This window comes from Thioclava sp. L04-15, assembly GCF_002020275.1.
Classification (GTDB): Bacteria; Pseudomonadota; Alphaproteobacteria; order Rhodobacterales; family Rhodobacteraceae; genus Thioclava; species Thioclava marina.
The window spans coordinates 188,656-213,467 of the sequence record NZ_MPZW01000001.1; the positions used below are offsets into that span (position 1 = coordinate 188,656).

21 protein-coding genes and 1 riboswitch are annotated in these 24,812 nt (G+C 65.1%); of the genes, 6 read left to right on the forward strand and 15 right to left on the reverse strand.

The genetic code is table 11. From position 1 onward, the window contains the following. Positions 1-11 precede the first annotated feature (11 nt). The 3 genes from BMI90_RS00965 to glpX all read left to right on the forward strand — a co-directional run bounded on the left by BMI90_RS00965 (position 12) and on the right by glpX (position 2,789). Positions 12-1,316, forward strand: a complete 1,305-nt coding sequence (locus BMI90_RS00965) for a homoserine dehydrogenase (protein ID WP_078525044.1) — start codon at positions 12-14, stop codon at positions 1,314-1,316. A 4-nt stretch (positions 1,317-1,320) separates the two neighbouring features. Beyond that, on the forward strand, positions 1,321-1,740 hold the full coding sequence (locus BMI90_RS00970) for a VOC family protein (RefSeq protein ID WP_246831468.1): 420 nt from the start codon (positions 1,321-1,323) through the stop codon (positions 1,738-1,740). An 83-nt stretch (positions 1,741-1,823) separates the two neighbouring features. Continuing rightward, positions 1,824-2,789: a class II fructose-bisphosphatase gene (gene glpX, locus BMI90_RS00975; protein WP_078525046.1), complete on the forward strand. Its 966-nt coding sequence runs from the start codon at positions 1,824-1,826 to the stop codon at positions 2,787-2,789. 136 nt (positions 2,790-2,925) lie between these two features. On the opposite strand, the gene gcvP is transcribed toward glpX, so the two are convergent. The 10 genes from gcvP to BMI90_RS01025 form a co-directional block, all read right to left on the reverse strand. Further along, positions 2,926-5,763, reverse strand: a complete 2,838-nt coding sequence (gcvP, locus tag BMI90_RS00980; RefSeq protein ID WP_078525048.1) for an aminomethyl-transferring glycine dehydrogenase — start codon at positions 5,761-5,763, stop codon at positions 2,926-2,928. A 6-nt stretch (positions 5,764-5,769) separates the two neighbouring features. Beyond that, on the reverse strand, positions 5,770-6,129 hold the full coding sequence (gene gcvH, locus BMI90_RS00985) for a glycine cleavage system protein GcvH (RefSeq protein WP_078525050.1): 360 nt from the start codon (positions 6,127-6,129) through the stop codon (positions 5,770-5,772). A gap of 24 nt (positions 6,130-6,153) precedes the next feature. Further along, positions 6,154-7,257, reverse strand: a complete 1,104-nt coding sequence (gene gcvT, locus BMI90_RS00990) for a glycine cleavage system aminomethyltransferase GcvT (protein WP_078525052.1) — start codon at positions 7,255-7,257, stop codon at positions 6,154-6,156. Between the two features lie 164 nt (positions 7,258-7,421). Continuing rightward, a riboswitch (glycine riboswitch) is annotated at positions 7,422-7,512 on the reverse strand. 189 nt (positions 7,513-7,701) lie between these two features. Further along, complete coding sequence (locus BMI90_RS00995; RefSeq protein ID WP_078525054.1) at positions 7,702-9,033, reverse strand: glutamine synthetase family protein; 1,332 nt, start codon at positions 9,031-9,033, stop codon at positions 7,702-7,704. Positions 9,034-9,036: 3 nt separating this feature from the next. After that, entirely contained in the window at positions 9,037-9,864 is an 828-nt protein-coding gene (locus BMI90_RS01000; RefSeq protein ID WP_078525056.1) for an ABC transporter permease subunit, read from the reverse strand. Next, the gene (locus tag BMI90_RS01005; protein ID WP_078525058.1) at positions 9,861-10,739 is read right to left on the reverse strand and encodes an ABC transporter permease subunit; all 879 of its coding nucleotides are present in this window, start codon (positions 10,737-10,739) and stop codon (positions 9,861-9,863) included. The genes BMI90_RS01000 and BMI90_RS01005 overlap by 4 nt, the downstream gene beginning before the upstream one ends. A gap of 45 nt (positions 10,740-10,784) precedes the next feature. Continuing rightward, positions 10,785-11,504 (reverse strand): transporter substrate-binding domain-containing protein, encoded by a 720-nt coding sequence (locus tag BMI90_RS01010; RefSeq protein WP_078525060.1) that lies wholly within the window; start codon positions 11,502-11,504, stop codon positions 10,785-10,787. 38 nt (positions 11,505-11,542) lie between these two features. Continuing rightward, positions 11,543-12,337 (reverse strand): amino acid ABC transporter ATP-binding protein, encoded by a 795-nt coding sequence (locus BMI90_RS01015; protein ID WP_078525062.1) that lies wholly within the window; start codon positions 12,335-12,337, stop codon positions 11,543-11,545. A gap of 140 nt (positions 12,338-12,477) precedes the next feature. Beyond that, a complete protein-coding gene (locus BMI90_RS01020; RefSeq protein WP_078525064.1) occupies positions 12,478-12,921 on the reverse strand; it encodes a TerB family tellurite resistance protein in 444 nt (147 codons plus the stop codon). 76 nt (positions 12,922-12,997) lie between these two features. Continuing rightward, complete coding sequence (locus BMI90_RS01025) at positions 12,998-14,029, reverse strand: NADP-dependent oxidoreductase (RefSeq protein ID WP_078525066.1); 1,032 nt, start codon at positions 14,027-14,029, stop codon at positions 12,998-13,000. A gap of 273 nt (positions 14,030-14,302) precedes the next feature. Between BMI90_RS01025 and BMI90_RS01030 the strand changes: the two genes are divergently transcribed. Then, complete coding sequence (locus BMI90_RS01030; RefSeq protein WP_078525068.1) at positions 14,303-15,322, forward strand: hypothetical protein; 1,020 nt, start codon at positions 14,303-14,305, stop codon at positions 15,320-15,322. Between the two features lie 49 nt (positions 15,323-15,371). Here BMI90_RS01030 and BMI90_RS01035 read toward each other — a convergent pair whose 3' ends face one another. The 5 genes from BMI90_RS01035 to BMI90_RS01055 form a co-directional block, all read right to left on the reverse strand. Beyond that, the gene (locus tag BMI90_RS01035) at positions 15,372-16,535 is read right to left on the reverse strand and encodes an SPOR domain-containing protein (protein WP_078525070.1); all 1,164 of its coding nucleotides are present in this window, start codon (positions 16,533-16,535) and stop codon (positions 15,372-15,374) included. 67 nt (positions 16,536-16,602) lie between these two features. Next, entirely contained in the window at positions 16,603-17,235 is a 633-nt protein-coding gene (gene upp / locus BMI90_RS01040; RefSeq protein WP_078525072.1) for a uracil phosphoribosyltransferase, read from the reverse strand. A gap of 9 nt (positions 17,236-17,244) precedes the next feature. After that, positions 17,245-18,462: a phosphopentomutase gene (locus BMI90_RS01045; RefSeq protein WP_078525074.1), complete on the reverse strand. Its 1,218-nt coding sequence runs from the start codon at positions 18,460-18,462 to the stop codon at positions 17,245-17,247. Further along, positions 18,459-19,781 (reverse strand): thymidine phosphorylase, encoded by a 1,323-nt coding sequence (locus tag BMI90_RS01050; RefSeq protein ID WP_078525076.1) that lies wholly within the window; start codon positions 19,779-19,781, stop codon positions 18,459-18,461. The genes BMI90_RS01045 and BMI90_RS01050 overlap by 4 nt, the downstream gene beginning before the upstream one ends. Then, complete coding sequence (locus BMI90_RS01055) at positions 19,781-20,173, reverse strand: cytidine deaminase (RefSeq protein ID WP_078525078.1); 393 nt, start codon at positions 20,171-20,173, stop codon at positions 19,781-19,783. The genes BMI90_RS01050 and BMI90_RS01055 overlap by 1 nt, the downstream gene beginning before the upstream one ends. 240 nt (positions 20,174-20,413) lie before the next feature. Between BMI90_RS01055 and BMI90_RS01060 the strand changes: the two genes are divergently transcribed. Together BMI90_RS01060 and BMI90_RS01065 are read left to right on the forward strand one after the other, a co-directional pair. After that, the gene (locus BMI90_RS01060) at positions 20,414-22,690 is read left to right on the forward strand and encodes an NADP-dependent malic enzyme (RefSeq protein ID WP_078525080.1); all 2,277 of its coding nucleotides are present in this window, start codon (positions 20,414-20,416) and stop codon (positions 22,688-22,690) included. Positions 22,691-22,896: 206 nt separating this feature from the next. Further along, complete coding sequence (locus BMI90_RS01065; RefSeq protein WP_078525082.1) at positions 22,897-24,789, forward strand: propionyl-CoA synthetase; 1,893 nt, start codon at positions 22,897-22,899, stop codon at positions 24,787-24,789. Positions 24,790-24,812 lie beyond the last annotated feature (23 nt).

Here is a 24,812-nt window from a genome sequence, read left to right on the forward strand (position 1 = left end):
TGAGGTCACCCATGTCCCGCGCCACCGATACTGCTCAGCCCCTGCGCCTTGGCATCGCGGGTCTTGGCACCGTGGGCATCGGCGTGGTGAAAATCGTCCAGCGCCATGCTGCGATGCTGGCCGCGCGCTCGGGCCGCCCGGTTACGATCACCGCCGTCTCGGCGCGCGATCGCACGAAGAACCGCGATGCGGATCTCTCCGAATACGCCTGGGAAACCGATCCGGTGACGCTGGCCATGCGCGAGGATGTGGATGTTTTCGTCGAGCTGATGGGCGGCCATGAGGGCGCCGCGAAAGAGGCGACCGAAGCCGCGCTCAAGGCGGGCAAGGATGTGGTGACGGCGAACAAGGCGCTGCTGGCCCATCACGGGCAGGCGCTGGCGGAACTCGCCGAAAGCCTTGGCCGCACGATCCGCTACGAGGCGGCGGTCGCAGGCGGCATACCCGTCATCAAATCGCTGACCGAAGGCCTTGCGGGCAACGGGATCCGCCGCGTGATGGGCGTGATGAACGGCACCTGCAACTACATCCTGACGCGGATGGAGGATGCGGGCCTGCCCTATGACACGGTCTTTGAGGAGGCCCGCCAGCTTGGCTATCTCGAGGCCGATCCGAACCTCGACGTGGGCGGCATCGACGCGGGCCACAAGCTCGCGATCCTCGCCGCCATCGCTTTCGGCACGCAGGTCAGCTTCGACGACGTGGTGCTTGAAGGGATCGGGCGGATCTCGATCGACGATATCCGCCGCGCGGGCGACATGGGCTACAAGATCAAGCTGCTGGGCGTGGCGCAGATGACCGGCCGCGGGCTGGAGCAGCGCATGACGCCCTGCCTCGTGCCGTCGAGCTCGCCCCTAGGTCAGCTCTCGGGCGGGACGAACATGGTCGTGCTCGAAGGCGACTCGGTGGGCCAGATCGTGCTGCGCGGCGCGGGCGCGGGCGAAGGCCCGACCGCCTCGGCCGTGATGGGCGACGTGATGGATCTCGCGCGCGGAATGCGCCTGCCGGTTTTCGGGCAGCCCGCCACCAGCCTTGCGACGCCCACGCCTGCCGTGACCGCGATTGCCGCACCCTACTACCTGCGCCTTCAGCTGGCGGACAAACCCGGCGCGCTGGCCAAGGTCGCGACCGTGCTGGGCGAGGCAGGCGTCTCGATCAGCCGGATGCGCCAATACGGCCATGCCGATACCTCCGCCCCGGTGCTGATCGTCACGCACAAGACCACCCGCGACGCGATCGACGCCGCGATCGAGGCCCTGCCCGCGACCCGCGTGGTCGAGGGCGAGCCGGTCGCGATCCGCATCGAGGAAGTCTGATCCGATGGCGATGCTCAGCCATGTCTCGCTCGGCATCGCGGATTACGAGCGCGCGCTCGCCTTCTATGCCCCCCTGATGGAGCGGCTCGGGCTGCGGCTGCGCTTTGCCGAACCCGACAAGCATTGGGCGGGCTGGACCGCCTCGGACGGCAGCCGGCCGATCTTCTTCATCACGCGCCCCTTCGACGGCGATGCACCCGCGCCCGGCAACGGGCCCATGGTGGCCTTCGACGCCCCAGATCGCGCCACTGTCGATGCAATCCATGCGCTGGCCCTTGAGATGGGCGGGTCGGATGAGGGCGCGCCGGGACTGCGACCGCACTATCACCCCGATTATTACGGCGCATATTTCCGCGATCCCGACGGCAACAAGATCTGTGTGGTCTGTCATAGCCCCACCGAGCCCCAAGCTGCGCGACGTTAGCGTTCACAGGGTTGCCCTTCCCTGTCCTAAAGGATTTACCTGAGCCCGGCCCGTAACGCCCCATGGCAGACAGGAAGAAACAGATGACCCCTCCGAGTGATTTCAACGACCGCATGCTTTCGCTGGGCCTTGCCCGTGTTTCGGAAGCCGCGGCCCATGCCTCCGCCGACCTGATCGGACGCGGTGACGAGAAGGCCGCCGACCAGGCGGCGGTGAACGCGATGCGCGATCAGCTCAACAAACTCGAGATCCAGGGCACGGTGGTCATTGGCGAGGGCGAGCGCGACGAAGCCCCCATGCTCTATATCGGCGAAGAGGTCGGCCAGGGCGTGGGCCCCGAGGTCGATATCGCACTCGATCCGCTCGAAGGCACCACGCTGACTGCAAAGGACATGCCCAACGCGCTGACCGTCATCGCGATGGCGCCGCGCGGCACGATGCTGCACGCCCCTGACGTCTACATGGAAAAGCTCGCCATCGGCCCGGGCTACGAAACGGATATCGTGTCCCTCGACATGACCCCGACCGAGCGCGTCGTTGCGCTGGCCAAGGCGCAGGGCGTCAACACAAAGGATATCGCTGTGTGCATCCTCGACCGTCCGCGTCACGAAGCGATGATCGCCGAGGTGCGTGAGACCGGCGCGAAGATCCGCCTGATCACCGATGGCGACGTGGCGGGCGTGATCCATTGCGCCGAGCCCGATTTCACCGGCATCGACATGTATATGGGTTCGGGCGGCGCGCCCGAGGGCGTGCTGGCAGCCTCGGCGCTCAAATGCATGGGCGGTCAGATGTGGGGTAAGCTCTTGTTCCGCAACGACGACGAGCGGGGCCGCGCGAAGAAGGCCGGAATCACCGATTTCGACAAGGTCTATACCCGCGACGAGATGGTCCGCTCGGACGTGATCTTCGCCGCAACCGGCGTGACGAACGGCTCGATCGTGAAAGGCGTGAAGCGCGAGCCGACCTATATCGAATCCGAGACGATGCTGATGCGCTCGAAGACCGGCTCGGTGCGGCGCGTGATCTACCGCAACCCGGTCAAGTGATCGGGACTGAGATGTCATTGAGAGGGCGGCCCTTGGGTCGCCCTTTTCATTTGCGGAAACTGGCGCGCCCTAGCCCACCCTCAAAACCAAAAGGCCGGAGCAACGCCCCGGCCTTTTTTTCATCTTTTGAACCGCCTCACTCGGCCGCGTCGGCGTAAGCCTCGAGCGGCGGGCAGGTACAGACGAGATTGCGATCGCCCCAGACGTTGTCGACCCGGCCCACGGGCGGCCAGTACTTGTCGACCCGGAACGCGCCGGGCGGGAAGCAACCGGCTTCGCGCGTATAGGCGCGGTCCCAATCGGCCACCAGATCCTCGACCGTGTGCGGCGCATGGCGCAGCGGGCTGTCCTCGGGGGTGATCTCCTCGCGCTCGACCGCCGCGATCTCGTCGCGGATCGCGAGCATTGCGGTGATGAAGCGGTCGATCTCGGCCTTGGTCTCGGATTCGGTGGGCTCGACCATCAGCGTCCCCGAAACCGGCCAGCTCATCGTCGGCGCGTGGAAGCCGTTGTCGATCAGGCGCTTGGCGATATCGTCCACGGTCACGCCGACATCGGCGAACTTGCGGGTATCGAGGATGCATTCATGCGCCACGCGACCCCGGTTGCCCATGAACAGGATCGGATAGGCCGATTTCAGGCGCGCCGCGATGTAATTGGCGTTGAGGATCGCCACGCGGGTCGCTTGGGTCAGCCCCTCACCGCCCATCATCTGGATATAGGCCCAGGAGATCAGCAGGATCGAAGCCGAGCCATAGGGCGCGGCCGAGACCGGGCCTTCCTCGCCACCGATCTCGGGATGGCCCGGCAGGAAGGGCGCGAGATGCGCCTTCACCCCGATCGGGCCCATGCCCGGACCGCCGCCGCCATGCGGGATCGCGAAGGTCTTGTGCAGGTTGAGGTGGCTCACATCCCCGCCGATCTCGCCGGGCTTCACCAGCCCCACGAGCGCGTTCATGTTCGCCCCGTCGATATAGACCTGACCGCCGAGATCGTGAGTGATCTCGCAGACGCGCTTCACCGTCTCCTCGAACACGCCATGGGTGGACGGGTAGGTGATCATGCAAGCCGCCAGACGGTCGCCCGCGTCCCTGGCCTTGGTCTCGAAATCCTCGAGGTCCACATCGCCATTGGGGGCCGAGTTCACCACCACGACCTTCATCCCCGCCATATGCGCTGAAGCTGGGTTCGTGCCGTGGGCCGACATCGGGATCAGGCAGATGTCGCGCTGATCGTCCCCATTGGCACGGTGATAGGCGGCGATGGTCAGCAGCCCCGCATATTCCCCCTGCGCGCCAGAGTTGGGCTGCATGGAGAACGCGTCATAGCCGGTGATCTCGCAGAGCTTTTCGGTCAGGTCCGCGATCGCCTCGTGATAGCCCTGCGCCTGATCGGCCGGCACGAAGGGGTGCAGCGAACCGAATTCCGGCCAGGTCAACGGCATCATCTCGGCCGCCGCGTTGAGCTTCATCGTGCACGATCCCAGCGGGATCATCGCCCGGTCGAGCGCGAGATCGCGATCGGCCAGACGGCGCATGTAGCGCATCATCTCGGATTCGGCGCGGTTCATGTGGAAGACCGGATGGGTCAGATAGGCGCTTGCACGCAGCAGCGCGTCGGGCACGGAGGGCTGCGTCGCTTCCGGCGCGGGATCAGTGATCCCGAACGCATCCAGAAGCCGCGCGACGATCCCCGGATCGCTGGTCTCGTCGAGCGAGATCCCGACCCGGTCACGCCCCACCTTGCGCAGGTTGATGCCGCGATGGCGGGCGGCGGCGAGAATGCCCTGCTGGCCCACGCCGACTTTCACTGTGAGCGTATCGAAGAAGGCATCGGGCTCGACCACGGCCCCGGCCGCTTTCAGCGCCTCGGCGACCTGAACGGTCAGCAGATGCACCCGCTCGGCGATCGCGCGCAGGCCGACAGGGCCATGGAAGACCGCGTAGAAGCTCGCCATGACGGCCAGAAGTGCCTGCGCGGTGCAGACATTCGAGGTCGCCTTCTCGCGGCGGATATGTTGCTCACGGGTTTGCAGGCTCAGGCGATAGGCGCGGTTGCCGTGGCTGTCGATGGACACACCGACGATCCGGCCCGGCATAGCGCGCTTCATCGCATCGGCGCAGGCCATGAAGGCGGCATGCGGGCCGCCATAGCCCATCGGCACGCCGAAGCGCTGCGCCGAGCCCACCGCGATATCGGCGCCCATCGCGCCCGGCTCTTTGAGCAGGCAAAGCGCGAGAAGATCGGTCGCAACGATCGCCACGGCCTTTGCCGCGTGAAGCGCTTCACACTCGGCGGTGAAGTCGCGCACATGACCAAAGGTGCCCGGATACTGGAAGATCGCACCGAAGACCTTCTCAGCCTCGAGCGCCTCGGGCGCCCCCACGATCACCTCGATCCCGAGCGGCTCGGCACGGGTCTTGATCACGCCGATCGTCTGCGGATGGCAGTTCTCGTCCACGAAGAACGCGGTCGCCTTCGATTTCGCGACGCGCTGCGCCATCGCCATCGCCTCGGCCGCCGCCGTCGCCTCGTCGAGAAGCGAGGCATTGGCCACGGGCAACCCGGTCAGATCCGACACCATCGTCTGGTAGTTCAGAAGCGCCTCGAGACGGCCCTGTGCGATCTCGGGCTGGTAGGGGGTGTAGGCCGTGTACCAGGCCGGGTTTTCCAGGATGTTGCGCTGGATCGCGGGCGGCGTGACCGTACCGTAATAGCCCTGCCCGATCAGGCTGACCATCACGCGGTTCTTCTTTGCGACCTCTTCCATTTTCTGAAGCAGGCCGAACTCGGTCAGCGGCGCCCAGGTCAGCGGCTTTTCCTGCCGGATCGAGCGGGGCACCGTCTCGTCGATCAGCGCGTCGAGGTCACGCGCCCCCACGGCCTTGAGCATTTCCTCCATCTCGGACGGGGACGGCCCGATATGGCGGCGATTGGCGAAATCGTAAGTGTCGTAAGTCGTGGGGGTGAACATGTGCGATTACCCGATGAAGTCCTTGTAGGCGGCTTCGTCCATGAAGCCCTCGAGCGCCGAAGCATCGGCCAGTTTCATCTTGAAGAACCAGGCCTTGCCAAGCGGATCCTCGTTCACGAGACCCGGATTATCGGCCAGCTCCTCATTGATCTCGACGATCTCGCCATCGAGCGGCGCGAGGATGTCGGAAGCGGCCTTGACCGACTCGATCACGCAGATCTCGTCGCCCTTCGAGACCTCGGCGCCGGTTTCAGGCAGTTCGACAAAGACGACATCGCCAAGCTGCTCGGAGGCATGCTCGGTAATGCCGACGATCACCAGATCGCCCTCGGTCTTCAGCCATTCATGGTCTTCGGTGAATTTCATGGATTGGTCTCCCGGTTGGTTTTTTCAGCGTTTGTAGGTGGAGGGACGGAAGGGCATCGGCACGACCGTGGCGGGCAGGCGCTTGCCGCGCACCTCGCCATAGACGGTGGTGCCTTCCTGCGTGCCAGCGGGCAGATAGGCCATCGCCATCGGCGCTTCGATCGAGGGACCGAAGCCGCCCGAGGTGACGCGCCCGATCGGCTCCCCGCCCTCGGCGCTGGCGAAGATCTCGACGCCTTCGCGCATCGGCGCGCGGCCCTCGGGGCGTAACCCCATGCGCAAGCGCGACGGCCCCTCTTCCAACTCGCTCAGGATGCGCGCCGCGCCAGGAAAGCCGCCTTCACGCTCGCCCCCCTTGCGCCGCACCTTCTGGATCGCCCAGGCGAGGTTCCCTTCGACCGGGCTGGTGGTGGTGTCGATGTCGTGGCCGTAAAGGCAAAGCCCCGCTTCGAGCCGCAGGCTGTCGCGCGCACCCAGACCGATCGGCTCCACCGCCTCATCGGCCAGCAGCGCACGGGCAAATTCCACCGCACGCGCCTCGGGCACGGAAATCTCGTAGCCATCCTCGCCGGTATAGCCCGAGCGCGAAACCCAAAGCTCGGCACCGTTCCAGCCGAAGATGCCGACATCCATGAAGCGCATCGCGGCAACGCCGGGCACCAGCGCCTCGAGCACGCCCTCGGCCGCCGGCCCCTGAAGCGCCAGAAGCGCGCGGTCGGTGACCTCCTCGACGACGTCGAGATGGGCCCGCATATGCGCGAGATCGGTCTCCTTGCAGGCCGCATTCACCACAACGAACAAATGATCGCCACGGTTCGCCACCATCAGGTCGTCAAGAATGCCACCCTCGTCATTGGTGAACATCGCATAGCGCTGGCGGCCCTCTTTCAGCCCCGTCAGGCTCACCGGAACCAGGGCTTCGAAAGCCTCGGCCGCGCGCGCACCCGGCACGATCACCTGGCCCATGTGAGAGACATCGAACAGCCCCGCCTTCGCGCGGGTATGCAGATGCTCCTTCATCACGCCCAGAGGATATTGCACCGGCATCTCGTAGCCCGCGAACGGCACCATCTTGGCGCCCAGTTCGACATGCAGATCGTAAAGCGGTGTGCGTTTCAAATCGCTCATCGCGGCCTTTCCCCTTTCAGCCGGATGACCCGGCATCGATCCAAGGGCCGAATCCCGGCCCGCCCGATGCCCCCTCTGTCCTTGCCCTCCCCCGTTTCCGGTTTCGGGCGCCTGAGATCGTTATCCCTTCGGCGGGCGCATTGCGCGCCTCTCTCCAGAGTCCTTGGTCGGATGCGGTCCTTTTGCCTGAGAGTTTACCGGGGCGGTTGCTCCTTCGGCACCGGGGTTTCCCCCAGATTCTCCCGTATCCGACATAGACTCGCATAGCCCGCCCGCTGCGCCACTGACAAGCCCCAATCGCCAAATGCGCCGTTTCAGAGCAAAATCCGACACGCGCTTGTCGAAATTGCCCAAGCGAGAGGCGCAAGCCGCCGCCCGCCCCCTTCTTCTTGATCCAAATATCTCGGGGGGCCGCGCGGTACGCGCGGCGGGGGCAGCGCCCCCTCAAACCGTGTCGAGATAGAGCTCTGTCTGCTCCTGCTCGGAGAGTTCCGCCATGTAATGAAGCTCCTGACGCTTGGTCATGGCGAAATTGTCGATCAGCTCGCGCTCGAAGATCCGCGGCATCATATTGCAACTCGCGAAAGCTTCGATCGCGGTGCCCCAGTCAGTGGGCATCTGCGGCAGGTCGAGCGCATAGGCATTGCCCTTGATCGGCGGCGGTGCCTCCATCTCGTCCTCGATCCCGATCAGCGCTGCGCCGAGGATCGCCGCGATCATCAAATAGGGATTCACGTCGCCGCCCGCGACCCGGTGCTCGATCCGCCGCGCGGCAGGGCCCGAAGCCGGGATACGCAAGGCCGAGGTCCGGTTCTCATAGGCCCAGGCGATGCCGGTCGGCGCGTGGGCGTCGGGCACGAGCCGGTCATAGCTGTTCTCATGCGGCGCAAAGATCAGGGTCGAACCCTCCATCGCCGCGAGACATCCCGCGACCGCGTGGCGCAGCTTGTCAGAGCCCTGTGCCGAGCCGTCGTTGAAGATGTTGTTGCCGTCACGGTCGAGCACCGAGAAATGCATATGCATCCCGTTGCCGGACCATTCGTCATACGGTTTGGCCATGAACGAGGCCGCGAAGCCGTGCCGCCGCGCAAGCCCTTTCACCAGCATCTTGAAAAGCCAGCTGTCATCCGCCGCGCGCAGCGGATCTGCCTGATGGCTCAGGTTGATCTCGAACTGGCCCGGACCGGCCTCGGAGATCGCCGTATCGGCGGGAATGTCCATCAGCTCGCAGGCTTCGTAGAGTTCGGTGAAGAAAACGTCGAAAGCATCGAGCGCGCGCAGGGACAAGACCTCGCCCCCGGTCCGACGCTTGCCCGAACGCGGGCTGGGCGGAACGCGCAGCGTCTTGCCGCTGTCGTCGATCAGGAAGAACTCGAGTTCGGTCGCCACCACCGGGGTCAGCCCCTTGGCCTTGTAGCGATCCATCACCCGCGCCAGCGCCTGACGCGGGTCGCCCGCATAGGGTTTGCCGTCCATGTGGAACATCCAGATCGGCAGCAGCGCGGTCGGTGCCGAGAGCCAGGGCATCGGCAGAAAGCCCCGCTCGGTCGGCATCAGGAGTCCATCGCAATCGCCGGACTCGAAGACGAGCGGGCTATCCTCGATATCCTCGCCCCAGATGTCGAGATTCATCACCGAGAACGGAAATCGGGTGCCCTCGGTAAAGACCTTGTCGGCAAAGCGCGCAGGCAGGCGCTTGCCACGTGCCACCCCGTTGAGATCAGCTGCCGCCACGCGGATAGTGCGGACATCGGGATGGTCGTGGAGCCAGTTCATTTCTCACCTGATGATTTGCGGCCTGAACCGGATACGCCTGCGGCTTTCCTGCGGCAGGTGTCGATTGAGGCGCCGGTTGATCACCCCGAAGACCGCGATCACCGCCAGCGTCAGCAGGATGAAGTAGAAGGCCGCAATCGGGTAAGGGATGAATGGGTTGAAGGTCTTGTCCGCGAAATATTTCGCGTAATAGAGCGCGTCGCCCTCTTGCCGGAATGCCGGGAAGCCCGAGAAGAAGACGAGCGTCGTGGCGTGGAAGAGGAAGATCGCCTCGTTCGTGTAGGACGGCCAGCCCAGACGCAGCATCGTCGGCCAGGTCACGCGGCGGAACTTGGCCCAGCCGGTCATGCCGTAGGCGTCGGCCGCTTCCAGATCGCCCTTGGGAACCGAACGCAGCGCGCCGTAGAAGATCTCGGCGGCATAGGCGGAGGTGTTAAAGAACAACACGACCAGCGCCCCCGCCCAGGCCCGCGTGATCCAGTCGGTCGCGACCGTGATCCCGAGGATCGGGATGCCCGCACGCGGCAGCATCGCGAAAGCCTCGTAGGCGAGGAAGAACTGGATGAAGAGGGGCGAACCGCGGAAGACGAAGATGAACCACTCCGCGGGCTTGCGGATAATCGCGCGTTCGGAGTTCTTCGCCACCGCAAGCAAGGTGGCAAGGAAGAAGCCCGCCAGCAGCGCGAGAATGCCGAAATAGAGGTTCCACAGCATCCCCGATCCGATCAGGGTGAACTGCTGGCACAAGGTGAAATCGGAACGCGGCAGCAGCCGCTCGCCGATGCCTACGGAGCGCAGGCCGTAATCCGCGATGGTCTGGATGCAACTCATACGCCCGCCTTCCTGAGTGCTTCGCCTGCCGCAGTAGCCTGCCCGAAGGCGAGGCGGCGGTTGACCCGGGCCAACACGACTTCCGAAAGCTTGGTCATCAAGAGGTAAAACACCAGAAGCACGAGGAAGTAATAAAGCCGCCAGTCCGGGTGCGGGAAGGCGTAGATCTGGGACTTCGTGGCGCCCAGTTCGCGCGCCCAGTAGACGATGTCCTCGATGCCCAAAAGGAACAGTAGCGGCGTCGCCTTGATAAGGATCATCCACAGGTTCGACAGGCCGGGGATCGCATAGGCCCACATCTGCGGGATCAGCACGCGGCGGTTCACCTGTGCGCGGGTCATGCCATAGGCCTCGGCGGTTTCCAGCTGCGCGCGCGGCACCGCCTGCATCGCCCCGAAGAGTACGTTGGCCGCGAAGGCGCCGTAGACCACCGAGAAAGCGATCACCGCGAGGCCGAAGCCATAGATTTCATGGTAGATCTGCGGCGATGATCCCAGCGGGATCTTGGCCGCGGCGCAGACATGGAATTCATTGCCCGTCCAGGCCGGGCCGGGATCAGCGCAGACTGCGCGCGATTTCAGGTATTCGAGCCCCTGATCCATCGCGATCGGCACGAAAAGGAAAAAGACGATGTCGGGCACGCCGCGCACCATCGCGATATAGCCGCGTCCGAGCAGCTTGAACGGCCAGAGCGCCGAGCGCGCGGCCAGCGCCCCCCCGAAGCCGAAGATCAGCGCCACTGGCGCGGTGATCGCCAGCAGGATCAGCACGATCCCGAAGGAGCCATAGAACAGCATGTGCTTGCCCGTGGTCAGGTAGCACAGCATCCATGACAGCCCGTGCAGGGCGGAGGGGTCGGAACAACTCTCGAACATCGCAAGTCAAAACGGGGACGAGCCAGAGCTCGCCCCCGATTCCGATCAGTTGAAGGTCAGGGCGTCTTCGCCGAAATACTTCTTGATCATCGTGTTCAGCGAGCCATCGGCTTTCATCTTCGAGATGGCCTCGTCGAACTTGTCCTTCAGCGCGGTATCGGACTTGCGCAGGCCGATGCCGATGCCCTTGCCGAGCGGCACGTCTTCACCCACGAATTCCATCCCATCGGTGCCCGCGAACGGAACCAGAGCATCCTTGTCCGCAAAGACCGCATCGGCCTCGCCGTTCTTCACAGCGGCGATCGTGTCGTCGAGGGTCGCGTATTCGGCGAGCGTCGCGCCGCTCTCGGCGACATGGGCCGCCTGAATGGTGCCGGTCTGCGCAGCGACCACGCCGCCCTTGAGATCGACATTCGGGTCCATCGACATGTAGGCCGAAGCCGCCGGCGGGTAATAGGCCTGGGTGAAGTCGATCGACTTCTCGCGCTCTTCGGTGATCGACATGCCCGCGATGATGGTGTCGTAGTTGCCCGAGAGCAGGTTCGGGATGATCGAATCCCAGTCATTGGTGACCCAGGTGCAGGTCAGGCCTTCCATCTCGCACAGCTTGTCGCCCAGCTCGCGCTCGAAGCCCGCAACCTGGCCGTTATCGTCGATGTAGTTGTAGGGAGGGTAGGCGCCCTCGGTACCCATGCGGACCGTTTCAGCCGCGGCGACGCCGGCCGTCAGGCCGAGAATGGCGGCGGTCAGGATCAGTTTCTTCATTTGTGAGTTCCCCTGTCGTTGGACTTTGGTTCTTGGGTTCATGCCGGCGCGGTGGCCGACAGGAATTGTTGCAGGCGCTCGGATTTGGGAGCGCCGAAAAGGGCCTCGGGAGGCCCCTCCTCCTCGATCTTTCCCTGATGCAGGAAGACGACGTGATCCGAGACATCACGTGCGAGCCGCATGTCATGGGTCACGAGGATCATCGTGCGGTGCTCGGCGGCGAGATCCTTGATGACCTTGACCACCTCCTGCTGCAATTCGGGATCGAGCGCCGAGGTCGGCTCGTCGAAGAGAAGCGCCTTGGGCTCCATGCACAGCGCCCGCGCGATCGCCGCGCGCTGCTGCTGGCCACCCGAAAGCTGCGCTGGCCAGGCATCGCATTTGTCACCGATACCGACCTTGGCCAGAAGCGCACGCGCGAGAGGCTCGACCTCCGCGCGGTCGCGCCCCAGCACCGTCACAGGCGCTTCCATCACGTTTTGCAGGATCGTCATATGGGCCCAGAGATTGAACTGCTGGAACACCATCGAAAGGTTCGTGCGAAATCGCGTGACCTGGGCGCGATCCGCCGGTCGGCGCGCCAGCCCCTCGCCTTTCCACGCCACCGCCTCTCCCTCGAAGATCACTTCGCCTTTCTGGCTGTCTTCAAGAAGATTGCAGCAGCGCAAAAGTGTCGACTTGCCCGAGCCCGAAGACCCGATCAGCGAGATCACATGCCCACGCGGCGCGGTGATCGAGACGCCCTTGAGCACCTCAAGCGAGCCGTAGCTCTTGTGAAGGTCGCGAATTTCGATGACGGGCGCGTCTTGGGGCGCGGGCTCGTTTGTGGTCACGCGGGCAGCTTCTCTTTGTCCATCCGGTCAATCTGGCGCGATTTTGGGGATGAATGCAACTGGGCCAAAAGGCTTGACCAAAGGGAAACGGGCGAAATCACGGGCAGATGGCGAAAAAATGAGCTTGGACCGCAATCCGATCAACCACGTCGCGCCTCCACGCGCTGACGTGCCCGGGCCGAATCGACATCGTTCACCCCCAGCAATTTCGCCGCGAGCCGGATCAGCGCATCTTCATGCGCATCGCGCACGCCATCGGCCAGGGCGACATCCCAGAGCGCCTCGATCACGCCGGTGCGGTCCTCATAGGCGACCTTGTCCTTGAGCGCGCGGGTGAAGCGCACCGTGTCGGGCGCACCTGCCTCGACCTCTTCGGCACGCTTTCGCATCTCGGTGGCCTCGAAGCCGGAGAGCCCGTTGCGCTGCGCGAGAACCCGGTCGATGCGGATCTTCTCCTCCTCATCGTAATGCTCATCCGAGCGCGCGAGCCGCACCAGAAGCGCACCGAGCGCGAGTTCACGCTCTTCTCCCGCCATCGGATCGGGGGCGGGGTCGTTAAGGATATTGAGAAGACGTCCAAACATGGGGATAGAGATAAGGATCCGGCGGGAAAGGGCAAGTCACTGAAAGCGGAGCCCCTGCCCCTCCCCCCGGCGCGCCTCAGCCGACGCGCACCACGACCTTGCCGAAATTGCGCCCCTCGAGCAGATCGTAAAGCGCCTGCGGGGCGGCCTCGAGCCCCTCCACCACCTGCTCCTTGTAGCGTACCTTCCCTTCGGCGAGCCAACCGGTCATCTCGCGGGCGAACTCCTGGTAAAGCTCGGCGGGGAAACTGTCGAAAATGATGAAGCCCTGCATCTTCACCTTCATCCGCAGGATGGTCGAAAGGATCTGCGGTCCGTGATCAGGGCCTTCGGGCAGGCCGGGCAGGTTGTACCAGGCGACCATGCCGCAGACCGGCATCCGCGCGAAAGGGTTCAGGAGCGGCAGCACCGCATAGAGCACCTCGCCGCCGACATTCTCGAAATAGACATCGATCCCGTCCGGACAGGCGGCGGCGAGCTGCGCCGCGAAATCCTCGGAGCGATGATCGATGCAGGCGTCGAACCCAAGCTTTTCGACGACATGGGCGCATTTTTCCGCCCCGCCCGCGATGCCGACGACGCGACACCCCTTGATCCTCGCGATCTGCCCCACGGTCGCGCCGACCGGCCCGGAGGCGGCGGCGACCACCACAGTCTCGCCCGGTTTCGGCTCGCCGATCTTCAACAGCCCCGCATAGGCCGTGTAGCCGGGCATACCGAGAATACCGAGCGCCCAGCTCGGGTTTTGCGGCTCCGGCCCGAGATTGAGAACCTGAGTGCCATCCGAGACGAACCAGTCCTGCCAGCCCGAGGGGGCAAGCACGTAATCGCCCTTCGAAAAACCCGCGAGATCGCTCTCGATCACCTCGGCCACGACCTGCGCAGTCATCACCCCGCCGATCTCGACCGGGGTCGCATAGGATTTCGCATCGTTCATTCGCCCGCGCATGTAGGGATCGAGCGACAGCCAGACCGTGCGCAGGAGCATCTCGCCCTTGCCCGGGCGCGGCACGGCTTCCGTCTGAAGCTGCAGCGTATTTTCGCCGGGCGCCCCTGTCGGGCGTTCGGCCAGAATGATCTTGCGATTGGTCTCGGTCGTCTGCGGCATGGCGTGTCTCCTCTTCGAGCATCCAAGCTAGCTCGCGCTCGCGCCGGGGAAAGGGGGGCGCCGCCCCCCTCTTCGGCTCGCGCCGAATTCACCCCCCGAGATATTTTCGTCAAGAAGAAGCGACGGAGGATGATCCTTCTTCTTGACCCAAATATCTCGGGGGTGAATGGCCGAGAGGCCAGAGGGGGCAGCGCCCCCTCACGCAACGGCTTAGATTGACCCTGAGGGAAGATCGGCTATCCTCTTGAGAAACAAGAGCAGTAACGGGTCCGCATGACCGCCCTATCCGAATATGAACGCCTTGAGGCCGAGGGGATCTGGCGTCCCGACCCGGAGGCGCAGCGCCAGGAGGTGATCCTCTCGCTTGGCGATGCGACGCTGGTGATCGCGGATGACCGCTCGGCCACGGCGCTCGCGCATTGGTCCTTGCCCGCGATGATCCGGCTCAACCCGGGCGCGCGGCCCGCGATTTACGCTCCCTCGGCCGAGCCCGGAGAGGAGCTCGAGATCTCCGACGAGACGATGATCGCCGCGATCGAGAAGGTTCATGCGATGATCGAGGCGCGCCGACCGCATCCAGGACGGCTGCGCGGGGTGCTGATCGCAAGCGGGGTGGTCCTGCTCGGAGCGGTGGTGCTGTTCTGGCTGCCGGGTGCGCTGGTCGATCACGCCGCACGTATCGCCCCGCAGGCCAAGCGCGTCGAGATCGGGCGCAAGCTCCTGACCGAGTTCACCAAGATGACCGGCCAGCCCTGTCACAGCGGCGCGGGCGACAAGGCGCTGGCGGCACTGGCCGAGCGGCTGCCGGGTCAACAGGTGATCGAGGTGCTGCCCGAGGCTCTGGACGGGGCGCGGCTGCTGCCGGGCGGGCTCGCCGTGGTCGGACGAAACACGATCGCGGGCCCGGATACGCCCGAGGTGGTCGCGGGGTTCCTGATCGCCGCACAGCGCGGCGCGGCGGGCGAGCGGCCGTTGCACCGGATGCTCGATTGGCTCGGTCCTGCGGCGGCGTTGCGGCTGCTGACCACCGGCGACCTGCCCGAAAAAGGCATCGCCGAATACGCTCAGCAGTTGATCCAGAACCCGCCCGAGCGGCCTTCCAACGACACGCTTTTGCATGCATTCCGCGATGCGGGCGTGAGCTCGACGCCCTATTCCTATGCGCTCGATCCGACCGGCGAGAGCGTGCTCGGACTGATCGAGGCCGACCCCTTCAAGGGCCAGCCCGCGCCGCGCCCGGTGCTCGAGGATGCGCAATGGGTCGCCTTGCAGGATATCTGCTCGGCGCATTGAAAAAGCGGCCCCTTCAAAGGCCGCTCCTTATCGTTCAGGGCGTCGGCGCTCAGCGAAGAAGCGCGTCGGAGAAACCGGCAGATTTCGCCGAGACGAGCGCCTGTTTGAGGGCAGCGGCGCTTGAGAACGGACCGGCATAGATCACCGTGAGCCTCCCCGCCTTGCCGGTCGCGACCGGCAGACCCAGCGCGCGGAGCCGCGCCTTCGCGGCCTCGGCATTGGCGGGCACTCCGAAGCTGCCAACCTGCACGAAGCGCTTGCCGGAGAGCGCGCCCGGGCGGGTCGCTGTCTTCGCCGGTGCCACCGATTTCGAGGACACCGTCGCCTGCGACGGCGCGACGGGCACGTAGATCACGCGGGTGCCAGGCGGCGCAGCCATCTGCATCGGCACGCCCTCGGTCCAGCGCTGCGCCATCTGCGTGTCTCCATAGGCGGAGCGCGGGCCGCGATAGGGGTTGAGGCGCCCATCGTCAAAGGCCGGACGCCAGCCCCCTTCCGGCGACTTCGAGGTGGTCACGACCGACGCGAGACCACCGACGCTGACTTCGCGCGGGATCTGGCGTGGCGCGGGGGACGCGACGACCGCAGATGCGCCCGGGAGCACATAGGTGCTGGAGGGAGAGGTCTCTTGCGGGCCGCAACGCACGCTCATTCCATCGCGCGTCACCATCAACTGTTGCGCCAGCGGATCGAGGCCCGCGCAGTTCCCGTTCGCGACCGAAGTGCCCGTCGAGGAGGCGATCACCACAGGGGCCGATTGCGGGACCGGGTAGAAGGGGGAATTCGTGGCGCTCGGCGCCGGGATCGTCCTCGGGGCGACCGTCGGGGCCGGAGCACTCGCGCGCGGGGCGCGTGCGGGGACCGCCGCCGTGCGCATCGGGGCGGCTTTGGGTGCGGGAGATGTCACGACCGGCGCGGGGCGCGGGACGACACCGGACGCTGCAGCGAGTTCGGCATCCGAGAACGTCGGCTTGTAGCCGCAGACAGGCGTGCGATCACGGTTGATGCGCGGCACCCATTTCACCGCCTCGCCATAGCCCGCGCGAATGAAGACGCAGCCATTGCTGTCGACATATTGGCGGCCCTCATAGGAAGACGGGGGCGTTTCGGCGGGCCCATAGTCCTCTGCCTGCGCGACGGTACCGAAAAGCCCCGCTCCAGCCCCGAAAACCGCGGCAAGAAACACCGCTGAAAGACCGCCGTCAAAACGCATATCCGCCCCCTGTCCAATCAAGCGACAGGATGACGGAGTCTTTCTTTTGAGTAAAGGGGGTTAGGCCTTACTTGGTGCCGAACATACGGTCGCCCGCATCGCCCAGACCGGGCACGATATAGGCATGTTCGTTGAGGCATTCGTCGAGCGCTGCAGTCACGATCGGCACATCGGGATGGGCCTCTTTCATGCGCGCGACACCCTCGGGGGCGGCCAGCAGGCACATGAAACGAATGTTCTTAGCGCCCTTGGCCTTGATCAGGTCGATCGCCGCGACCGAGGAATTACCCGTGGCCAGCATCGGATCGACCACGATGGTCAAGCGGTCTTCCAGCTCACCCGGCAGCTTGCAGTAATATTCGACCGGTTGCAGCGTCTCGGGGTCGCGATAGAGACCGACAAAGCCCACTCGCGCCGCCGGGATCAGTTCCAGCACGCCATCGAGCAGACCATTGCCCGCGCGCAGGATCGAGACCAGCGCGAGCTTCTTGCCCGCCAGGATCGGCGCATCCATTTCGCAAAGCGGCGTCTCGATATTCTTCGAGGTCAGCTCCAGCTCGGCGGTGATCTCATAGGCCAGAAGCAGGCTGATCTCGCGCAGCAGGCGACGGAAGGAGGCCGTGGAGGTGTCCTTCTCGCGCATCAGGGTCAGCTTGTGTTGCACCAGCGGGTGCTTGACGACGGTCAGGTGTTCACTCATTTCAGTCCCTCACAGAAAGCTCTTGCCCGGTCCTTGCGCCGGAATGCCCAGATGCGCGGCGATCGAGGCCGCGAGATCCACATAACCCACCTGCCCCACGGCGCGCGACCCCTGACCCGGCGCATATCCCAGAACGGGCACGCGCTCGCGGGTGTGATCGGTCCCGGTCCAGGTGGGATCGTTGCCGTGATCGGCGGTAAAGATGGCCAGATCGCCCGGGCGCAGCCGCGCCATGAACTCGGCCGCGCGCCCGTCGAACCACTCCAGAGCGCGGGCATATCCCGAGACGTCGCGGCGGTGACCGTAGAGGCTGTCGAACTCGACGAGATTGGCGAAGGTGAACGAACCCTCTTCGGCCTCGTCGGCGAGCCGTATCAGGTGATCGGCCAGATCGGCGTCACCCTTGCCCTTGTGCAAATGGGTAATGCCGCGATGGCTGAAGATATCGCCGATCTTGCCGATCGCATGGGTCACTCGACCCGCATCATAGGCCCAGTCGAGCAGCGTCGGCGCTGGCGCGGGGATCGCGAAATCGCGGCGGTTCGGGGTGCGGGTGAACCGACCGTTCTCACCGACGAAGGGGCGCGCGATCACCCGGCCCACCTTCATCGCATGCAGCGTCGGCGCGAGCCCTTCGCAAAGCTTCAGGAGACGGTCGAGGCCGAAATGCTCCTCATGCGCGGCGATCTGGAAGACGCTGTCGGCAGAGGTGTAGCAGATCGGCCAGCCGGTGCGGATATGCTCGTCGCCCAGCTCCTCGATGATATTTGTTCCCGAGGCGTGGCAGTTGCCAAGGATCCCCTCGGTGCCCGCGATCTGACAGGCTTTCGCGACCAGATCGGGCGGGAAACTGTTCTCGTGATCGGGGAAGTAATGCCATTCCCACGGCACCGGCACGCCCGCCAGTTCCCAATGGCCCGAGGGGGTGTCCTTGCCGGGCGAGACCTCGGTGGCCGCCCCCCAAAGCCCCTGCGGCTGAGCGTCCAGCCCCAGCGCCTCATCGCCAGAAGCAAGCTTCACCGCAGCCCCAAGCCCAAGCGCATCAAGCGCGGGCAACCTCAGGAGGCCGGAGCGCCCGTCTTCGGCCTTCCCGGCGGCACAGGCCTGCGCGATATGACCAACGGTATTCGCCCCGGTATCGGGCACGCCATCATTGAAAAAGCGATCCGCATCGGGCGCTCCACCGATCCCCACGCTGTCCATCACGATCAGGAAGGCACGGCTCATTGCACATCCTCCGGGCCGATGCGGTCATGAATGAGCGGCGGTTCCTCCGGCGCTTCCTCACCCAGCGTGATCGCCGCGAGGATCGCCGCCTCCGCGGCGTCGGCAGCCGCATCGCTTGCCGCGTGGATGATGGTGAGCGGCTCTCCAAGCTCCATCTCTTCTCCCAGCGCGACGGTCTCCCAAAGCCCGACCGAGGGGTTGATCTTGTCCGTGCCCACCAAGCGGCCGCCGCCCAGATGAACCACGGCCTCGCCCAGCGCGCGAGTATTGATCCGGGTGACGTACCCCGCACGCGGGCTTGCCACCGCCCGGATCACCGGGGCCGAGGGCAGACGGTCGGGGTAGCGCTCGACGAAATCCGCGGGGCCACCCAAGGCCGCGACCATCTTGCCGAAGATCTCCGCGGCCCGCCCCGAGGCAATCGCCTCGTCGATCCGCGCTGTGCCCTCTTCCGCATCCGGCGCTAGCCCGGCGAGCACCAGCGCCTCGCCGCCCAGAGCCGCGGTCACATCCCAGAGCGCCTCGTTCACCACCGTCCCGGTCAGCGTCTCGAGCACCTCGATCACCTCAAGCGCGTTGCCCGCCGAATGGCCCAGCGGCTGATCCATGTCGGTGATCAGTGCCGTAGTCTTGCAGCCCGCACCATTCGCGGTGGCCACGAGGCTTTCCGCCAGCGCGCGGGCATCCTCGGGCCGCGCCATGAACGCTCCCGAGCCCACCTTCACATCGAGGATCAAGCCTTCCAGCCCCGCCGCGAGTTTCTTCGACAGGATCGAGGCGGTGATCAGGTCGATGCTCTCCACCGTGCCCGAGATATCGCGGATGCCGTAGAGGCGCTTGTCGGCGGGAGCGATCTCGCCCGTCGCACCGACAATGGCGCAGCCTACCTCGCCCACGACCTTGCGTAGCGCGCCGATGCCGGGCAGCGCGTTATAGCCCGGGATCGCCTCCATCTTGTCGAGCGTGCCGCCGGTATGGCCCAAGCTTCGCCCCGAGATCATCGGGACGTAGCAACCACAGGCTGCCAGCGCGGGCGCGAGCAGCAGCGAGACGGAATCCCCCACACCGCCGGTCGAATGCTTGTCGATCACCGGACCGGGCATGTCCCAAGCCAGCACCTCGCCGGAATCGCGCATCGCCTTGGTCAGGGCCACGCGGCCCTCGGTGCCGATGCCCTTCAGCAGAACCGCCATCGCGAAGGCCCCGGCCTGCGCATCCGAGACCGCGCCATCGGCGAGACCGCGCGCGAACCAGCGGGCGGCCTCTTCGCCCAGGCCCTTCCCGTCGCGCACAGCCTGGATAATGCTGCGCGCGTCCATCAGGTGTTTTCCATGTGGCTCATGTCGAAACGTCCCGGCAGCAACTCGCCAACCGTGGTATCGAAGCGTTCCCCCCGGGTCGTCGCCAGTGCCACCGGCGTGTCGTGACGGGCGAACTCGGCCAGCTTCTGACGGCAACCACCGCAAGGCGGCACCGGGCTTGGGCTGTCGGCGATCACCGCGACTTCGGTGATCTCGGTCTCGCCCGCGGCCACCATCGCCGCGATCGCGCCGGCCTCGGCACAGGTGCCCTCGGGATAGGCCACGTTCTCGACATTCACCCCGCGATAGATCGTCCCCGAGGCACCGCGCACCGCAGCCCCCACCTTGAATTTCGAATAAGGCGCATAGGCGTTTTCGCGCACTTCGCGCGCAGCATCGAGCAACGACATGGGCCGGTCTCCGGGCTGGGCCGGACGTGAAATTTGTCCAGCCGGTTGAGTTTTTCCGATCCTGCGCCGCCCCCGCGCCGGATGCAAGCGCTCACCTCGCGTAGGCCCGCGCGCTCTCGCGCAGTTCATGCCGCAAGGTCAGCGAGACTCTTGCATTCGGTCCTCATGTGCTATCTAGAACGGCACGAGAGTCGCGCGAAGAAAACTAGTTTAGCGCTAAACCAGTTTCGGGAGAAACAGATGGAAGAGGCCCGCCAAGACAACCTCCGGCAATCGGCGCTGGACTATCACGCCCATCCGAAGCCCGGCAAACTGGAGATCCGCGCGACCAAGCCGCTCGCCAACGGGCGCGATCTCAGCCGCGCCTATTCCCCGGGCGTGGCCGAGGCAAGTCTCGCGATCAAGGCCAATCCCGACACCGCGCGCGACTACACGGCGCGGGGCAATCTGGTGGCCGTGGTCACCAACGGCACCGCCGTTCTGGGGCTTGGCAATATCGGCCCGCTCGCCGCGAAACCGGTGATGGAAGGCAAAGCGGTGCTGTTCAAGAAATTCGCCAATATCGACTGCTTCGACATCGAACTGGCCGAGCGCGATCCCGAGAAGCTCGCCGAAATCGTCTGCGCGATGGAGCCCTCGTTCGGCGCGATCAACCTCGAGGACATCAAGGCCCCCGATTGCTTCATCGTCGAAAAGATCTGCCGCGAGCGGATGAACATCCCGGTCTTCCATGACGACCAGCACGGCACCGCGATCGTCGTGGGCGCCGCCGCGACCAACGCGCTGCGTCTGACCGGCAAGAAATTCGAGGACATCAAGATCGTCTCGACCGGCGGCGGGGCAGCGGGCATCGCCTGCCTCAACATGCTGCTCAAGCTTGGCGTAAAGCGCGAGAACGTGTGGCTTTGCGACATCGAAGGGCTCGTCTACGAGGGACGCGAAGCCGAGATGACGCCGCAAAAGGCGGAATATGCACAGGGCACCACTCCCGCGACGCTCGGCGACGTGATTGATGGGGCGGACATGTTCCTTGGCCTGTCGGGCCCGGGCGTGCTCAAGCCCGAGATGGTCGCGAAGATGGCGAAACAGCCGATCATCTTCGCCCTCGCGAACCCGACGCCGGAGATCCTGCCCGACGAGGCCCGCGCGGTGGCTCCCGATGCGATCATCGCCACGGGTCGCTCGGATTTCCCCAACCAGGTCAACAACGTCCTGTGCTTCCCCTTCATCTTCCGGGGCGCGCTCGACGTGGGCGCAACCACGATCAATGACGAGATGCAGATTGCCTGCGTCGAGGGCATCGCGAAGCTCGCGCGTCAGACGACCTCAGCCGAAGCCGCCGCGGCCTATCGTGGCGAAAAGCTGAGTTTCGGACCGGATTACCTGATCCCGAAACCGTTCGACCCGCGCCTGATCGGCATCGTCGCCTCTGCCGTGGCGAAGGCCGCGATGGAGACCGGCGTCGCCGCGCGGCCGCTCGAGGCCCCTGAGGCCTACAAGGCACAGCTCGACGGTTCGGTCTTCAAGTCCGCCCTGCTCATGCGCCCGGTCTTCGAAGCCGCCGCCACCGCCTCACGCCGCATCGTCTTTGCCGAGGGCGAGAACGAGCGCGTGCTGCGCGCGGCCAATGCGATGATCGAGGAAACCACCGACACGCCGATCCTGATCGGTCGCCCCGAGGTGATCGAAATGCGCTGCGAGCGTGCCGGATTGCCGCTCGACCTGAGGGCGGTCGAGATCGTGAACCCCGAGAACGACCCGCGCTACCGCGACTACTGGGGGACCTATCACGAGCTGATGGCCCGACGCGGCGTCACCCCCGACCTCGCTCGCGCGATCATGCGCACCAACACCACTGCCATCGCGGGGATCATGGTCCATCGCAACGAGGCGGATTCGATGATCTGCGGCACTTTCGGGCAGTATCTGTGGCACCTGAAATATGTTCGCGAAATCCTTGCGCGCGACGGGCTGCATCCGCAGGGCGCGCTTTCGCTGATGATCCTCGAGGATGGCCCCCTCTTCATCGCGGACACACATGTCCACCACCAGCCCACCCCCGAGCAGATCGCGGAAACCGTCATCGGCGCCGCGCGCCATGTTTGCCGCTTCGGGCTGAAGCCCAAGATCGCGCTGTGCTCGCATAGCCAGTTCGGCAATCTCGACATCGACTCGGGCGAACGGATGCGCGCCGCGATGAACCTGCTGCTCCAGCGCGAGGTCGAATTCGACTTTGAAGGCGAGATGCATGTCGATGCGGCGCTCGACCCCGAGACCCGCGCCCGCCTGATGCCCGACAGCCGCTTCGAGGGCACCGCCAACGTGCTCGTCTTCGCCAATACGGACGCAGCTTCGGGCGTGCGCAACATCCTCAAGATGAAGGCGGGCGGGCTCGAGGTGGGACCGATCCTGATGGGCATGGGCAACAAGGCGCATATCGTGACGCCCTCGATCACCTCGCGCGGGCTGCTCAACATGTCGGCCATCGCGGGAACCCCGGTCGCGCATTACAGCTGAGTCGCAAAGCCCGCAGAGTTTGCAAAGCCCGCATAAGCTGCAAATAAGCTGAATACTCCGTCGGGCTTTGCAAAAGTTTGCGCACGTTTTGTCGCGGCTTATGCAAATTTTTCTGCCGATCCAGCAAATGTGCGCGGTAACATTCTTGCGCCAAATCCGGGCCGGACTTAACACATCCTCCAAATTCCTGAGGAGGAGATGTTCGCATGGGCTATAAAGAGGTCTATTCCGCCTGGCAGGCCGATCCCGACAAATTCTGGATGGACGCCGCCGAGAAGATCGACTGGGACACGAAACCTTCCAAGGCGCTGTTCGACGGCAACGCCCCCTTCTACGAGTGGTTCTCGGACGGCCTCGTGAACACCTGCTGGAACGCGGTGGACCGCCATGTGGAGGAAGGTCGCGGCGATCAGATCGCGATCATGCATGAAAGCCCGATCACCCATTCGACCAAGGGCATTACCTACAAGGAATTGCAGACCCGCGTGGCCTCGCTGGCCGGTGCGCTGAAAATGCGCGGCGTCGAAAAGGGCGACCGCGTCATCATCTACATGCCGATGATCCCCGAGGCGCTGGAGGCGATGCTCGCCTGTTCGCGCATCGGCGCGATCCACTCGGTCGTCTTCGGTGGCTTTGCCGCGCACGAACTCGCAGTGCGCATCGACGACTGCACGCCCAAGGCGATCATCGCCGCGAGCTGCGGCCTCGAGCCCAACCGCGTCGTGCATTACAAGCCGCTGCTGGACGAGGCGATCGAGCTCGCCGAACACAAGCCCGAATTCTGCGTCATCTTCCAGCGCGAGCAGGAAGTGGCGAAGCTGATCGAAGGGCGCGACTTCTCGTGGCACGGCTTCCAATATGGCGTGAAGCCCGCCGAGTGCGTGCCGGTCGAAGGCAACCACCCCGCCTATATCCTCTACACCTCCGGCACGACCGGCCAACCCAAGGGCGTGGTGCGTCACACCGGCGGTCATCTCGTCGCCCTGCAATGGACGATGAAGAACATCTACAATATCGAGGCCGGCGACCGCTTCTGGGCAGCCTCGGATGTGGGCTGGGTCGTGGGCCACTCCTATATCTGTTACGGCCCGCTGATCGCAGGCGCGACCACGGTCGTCTTCGAGGGCAAGCCGATCGGCACCCCGCACCCGGGCGTGTTCTGGCGCGTCATCCAGAACAACCGCATCAAGTCCTTCTTCACCGCCCCCACCGCCCTGCGCGCAATCAAGCGCGAGGACCCGAATGGCGAGTGGATCAAGCGCTACGCACTACATGACCTGCAAGCGCTGTTCCTCGCGGGCGAACGCGCCGACCCCGACACCGTGGAATGGGCACAGAAGCATCTCGGCGTGCCGGTGGTCGATCACTGGTGGCAGACCGAAACCGGCTGGGCGATCGCCGCGAACCCGATCGGAATCGAGGAACTCCCGACGAAGATCGGTTCGCCTTCCGTGCCGATGCCCGGCTATGACGTGCAGGTGCTCGACGAGGGCGGTCACCCGGTCGAGGCAGGCACGCTCGGCGCCATCGCGATCAAGCTGCCGCTGCCTCCGGGGACGCTGCCGACCCTGTGGAACGCGGAAGACCGCTTCAAGAAATCCTATCTCGAGCACTTCCCGGGCTACTATGAGACCGGCGATGCCGGCTACAAGGACGAGGATGGTTATCTCTACATCATGGCGCGCACGGATGACGTGATCAACGTCGCGGGCCACCGACTCTCGACGGGCGGGATGGAAGAGGTTCTCGCCGGTCACCCCGACGTCGCCGAATGCGCCGTGATCGGTGTGGCCGATGAGCTCAAGGGGCAGGCTCCGATGGGCTTCCTGTGCCTCAATGCAGGGTGCAACCGCCCTCATGCCGAGATCGTCAAGGAATGCGTCGCCCGCGTGCGCGACCAGATCGGCCCCGTTGCGGCCTTCAAGCTCGCGACCGTTGTGGACCGCCTGCCGAAAACCCGCTCGGGAAAGATCCTGCGCGGCACGATGGTGAAGATCGCCGACGGGCAGGACTGGAAGATGCCCGCCACGATCGACGACCCGGCGATCCTCGACGAGATCACCGAAGCGCTGAAGGGGCTCGGCTATCCTCGCAGCTGATCGTAGATGTACCGCAGCCGGAC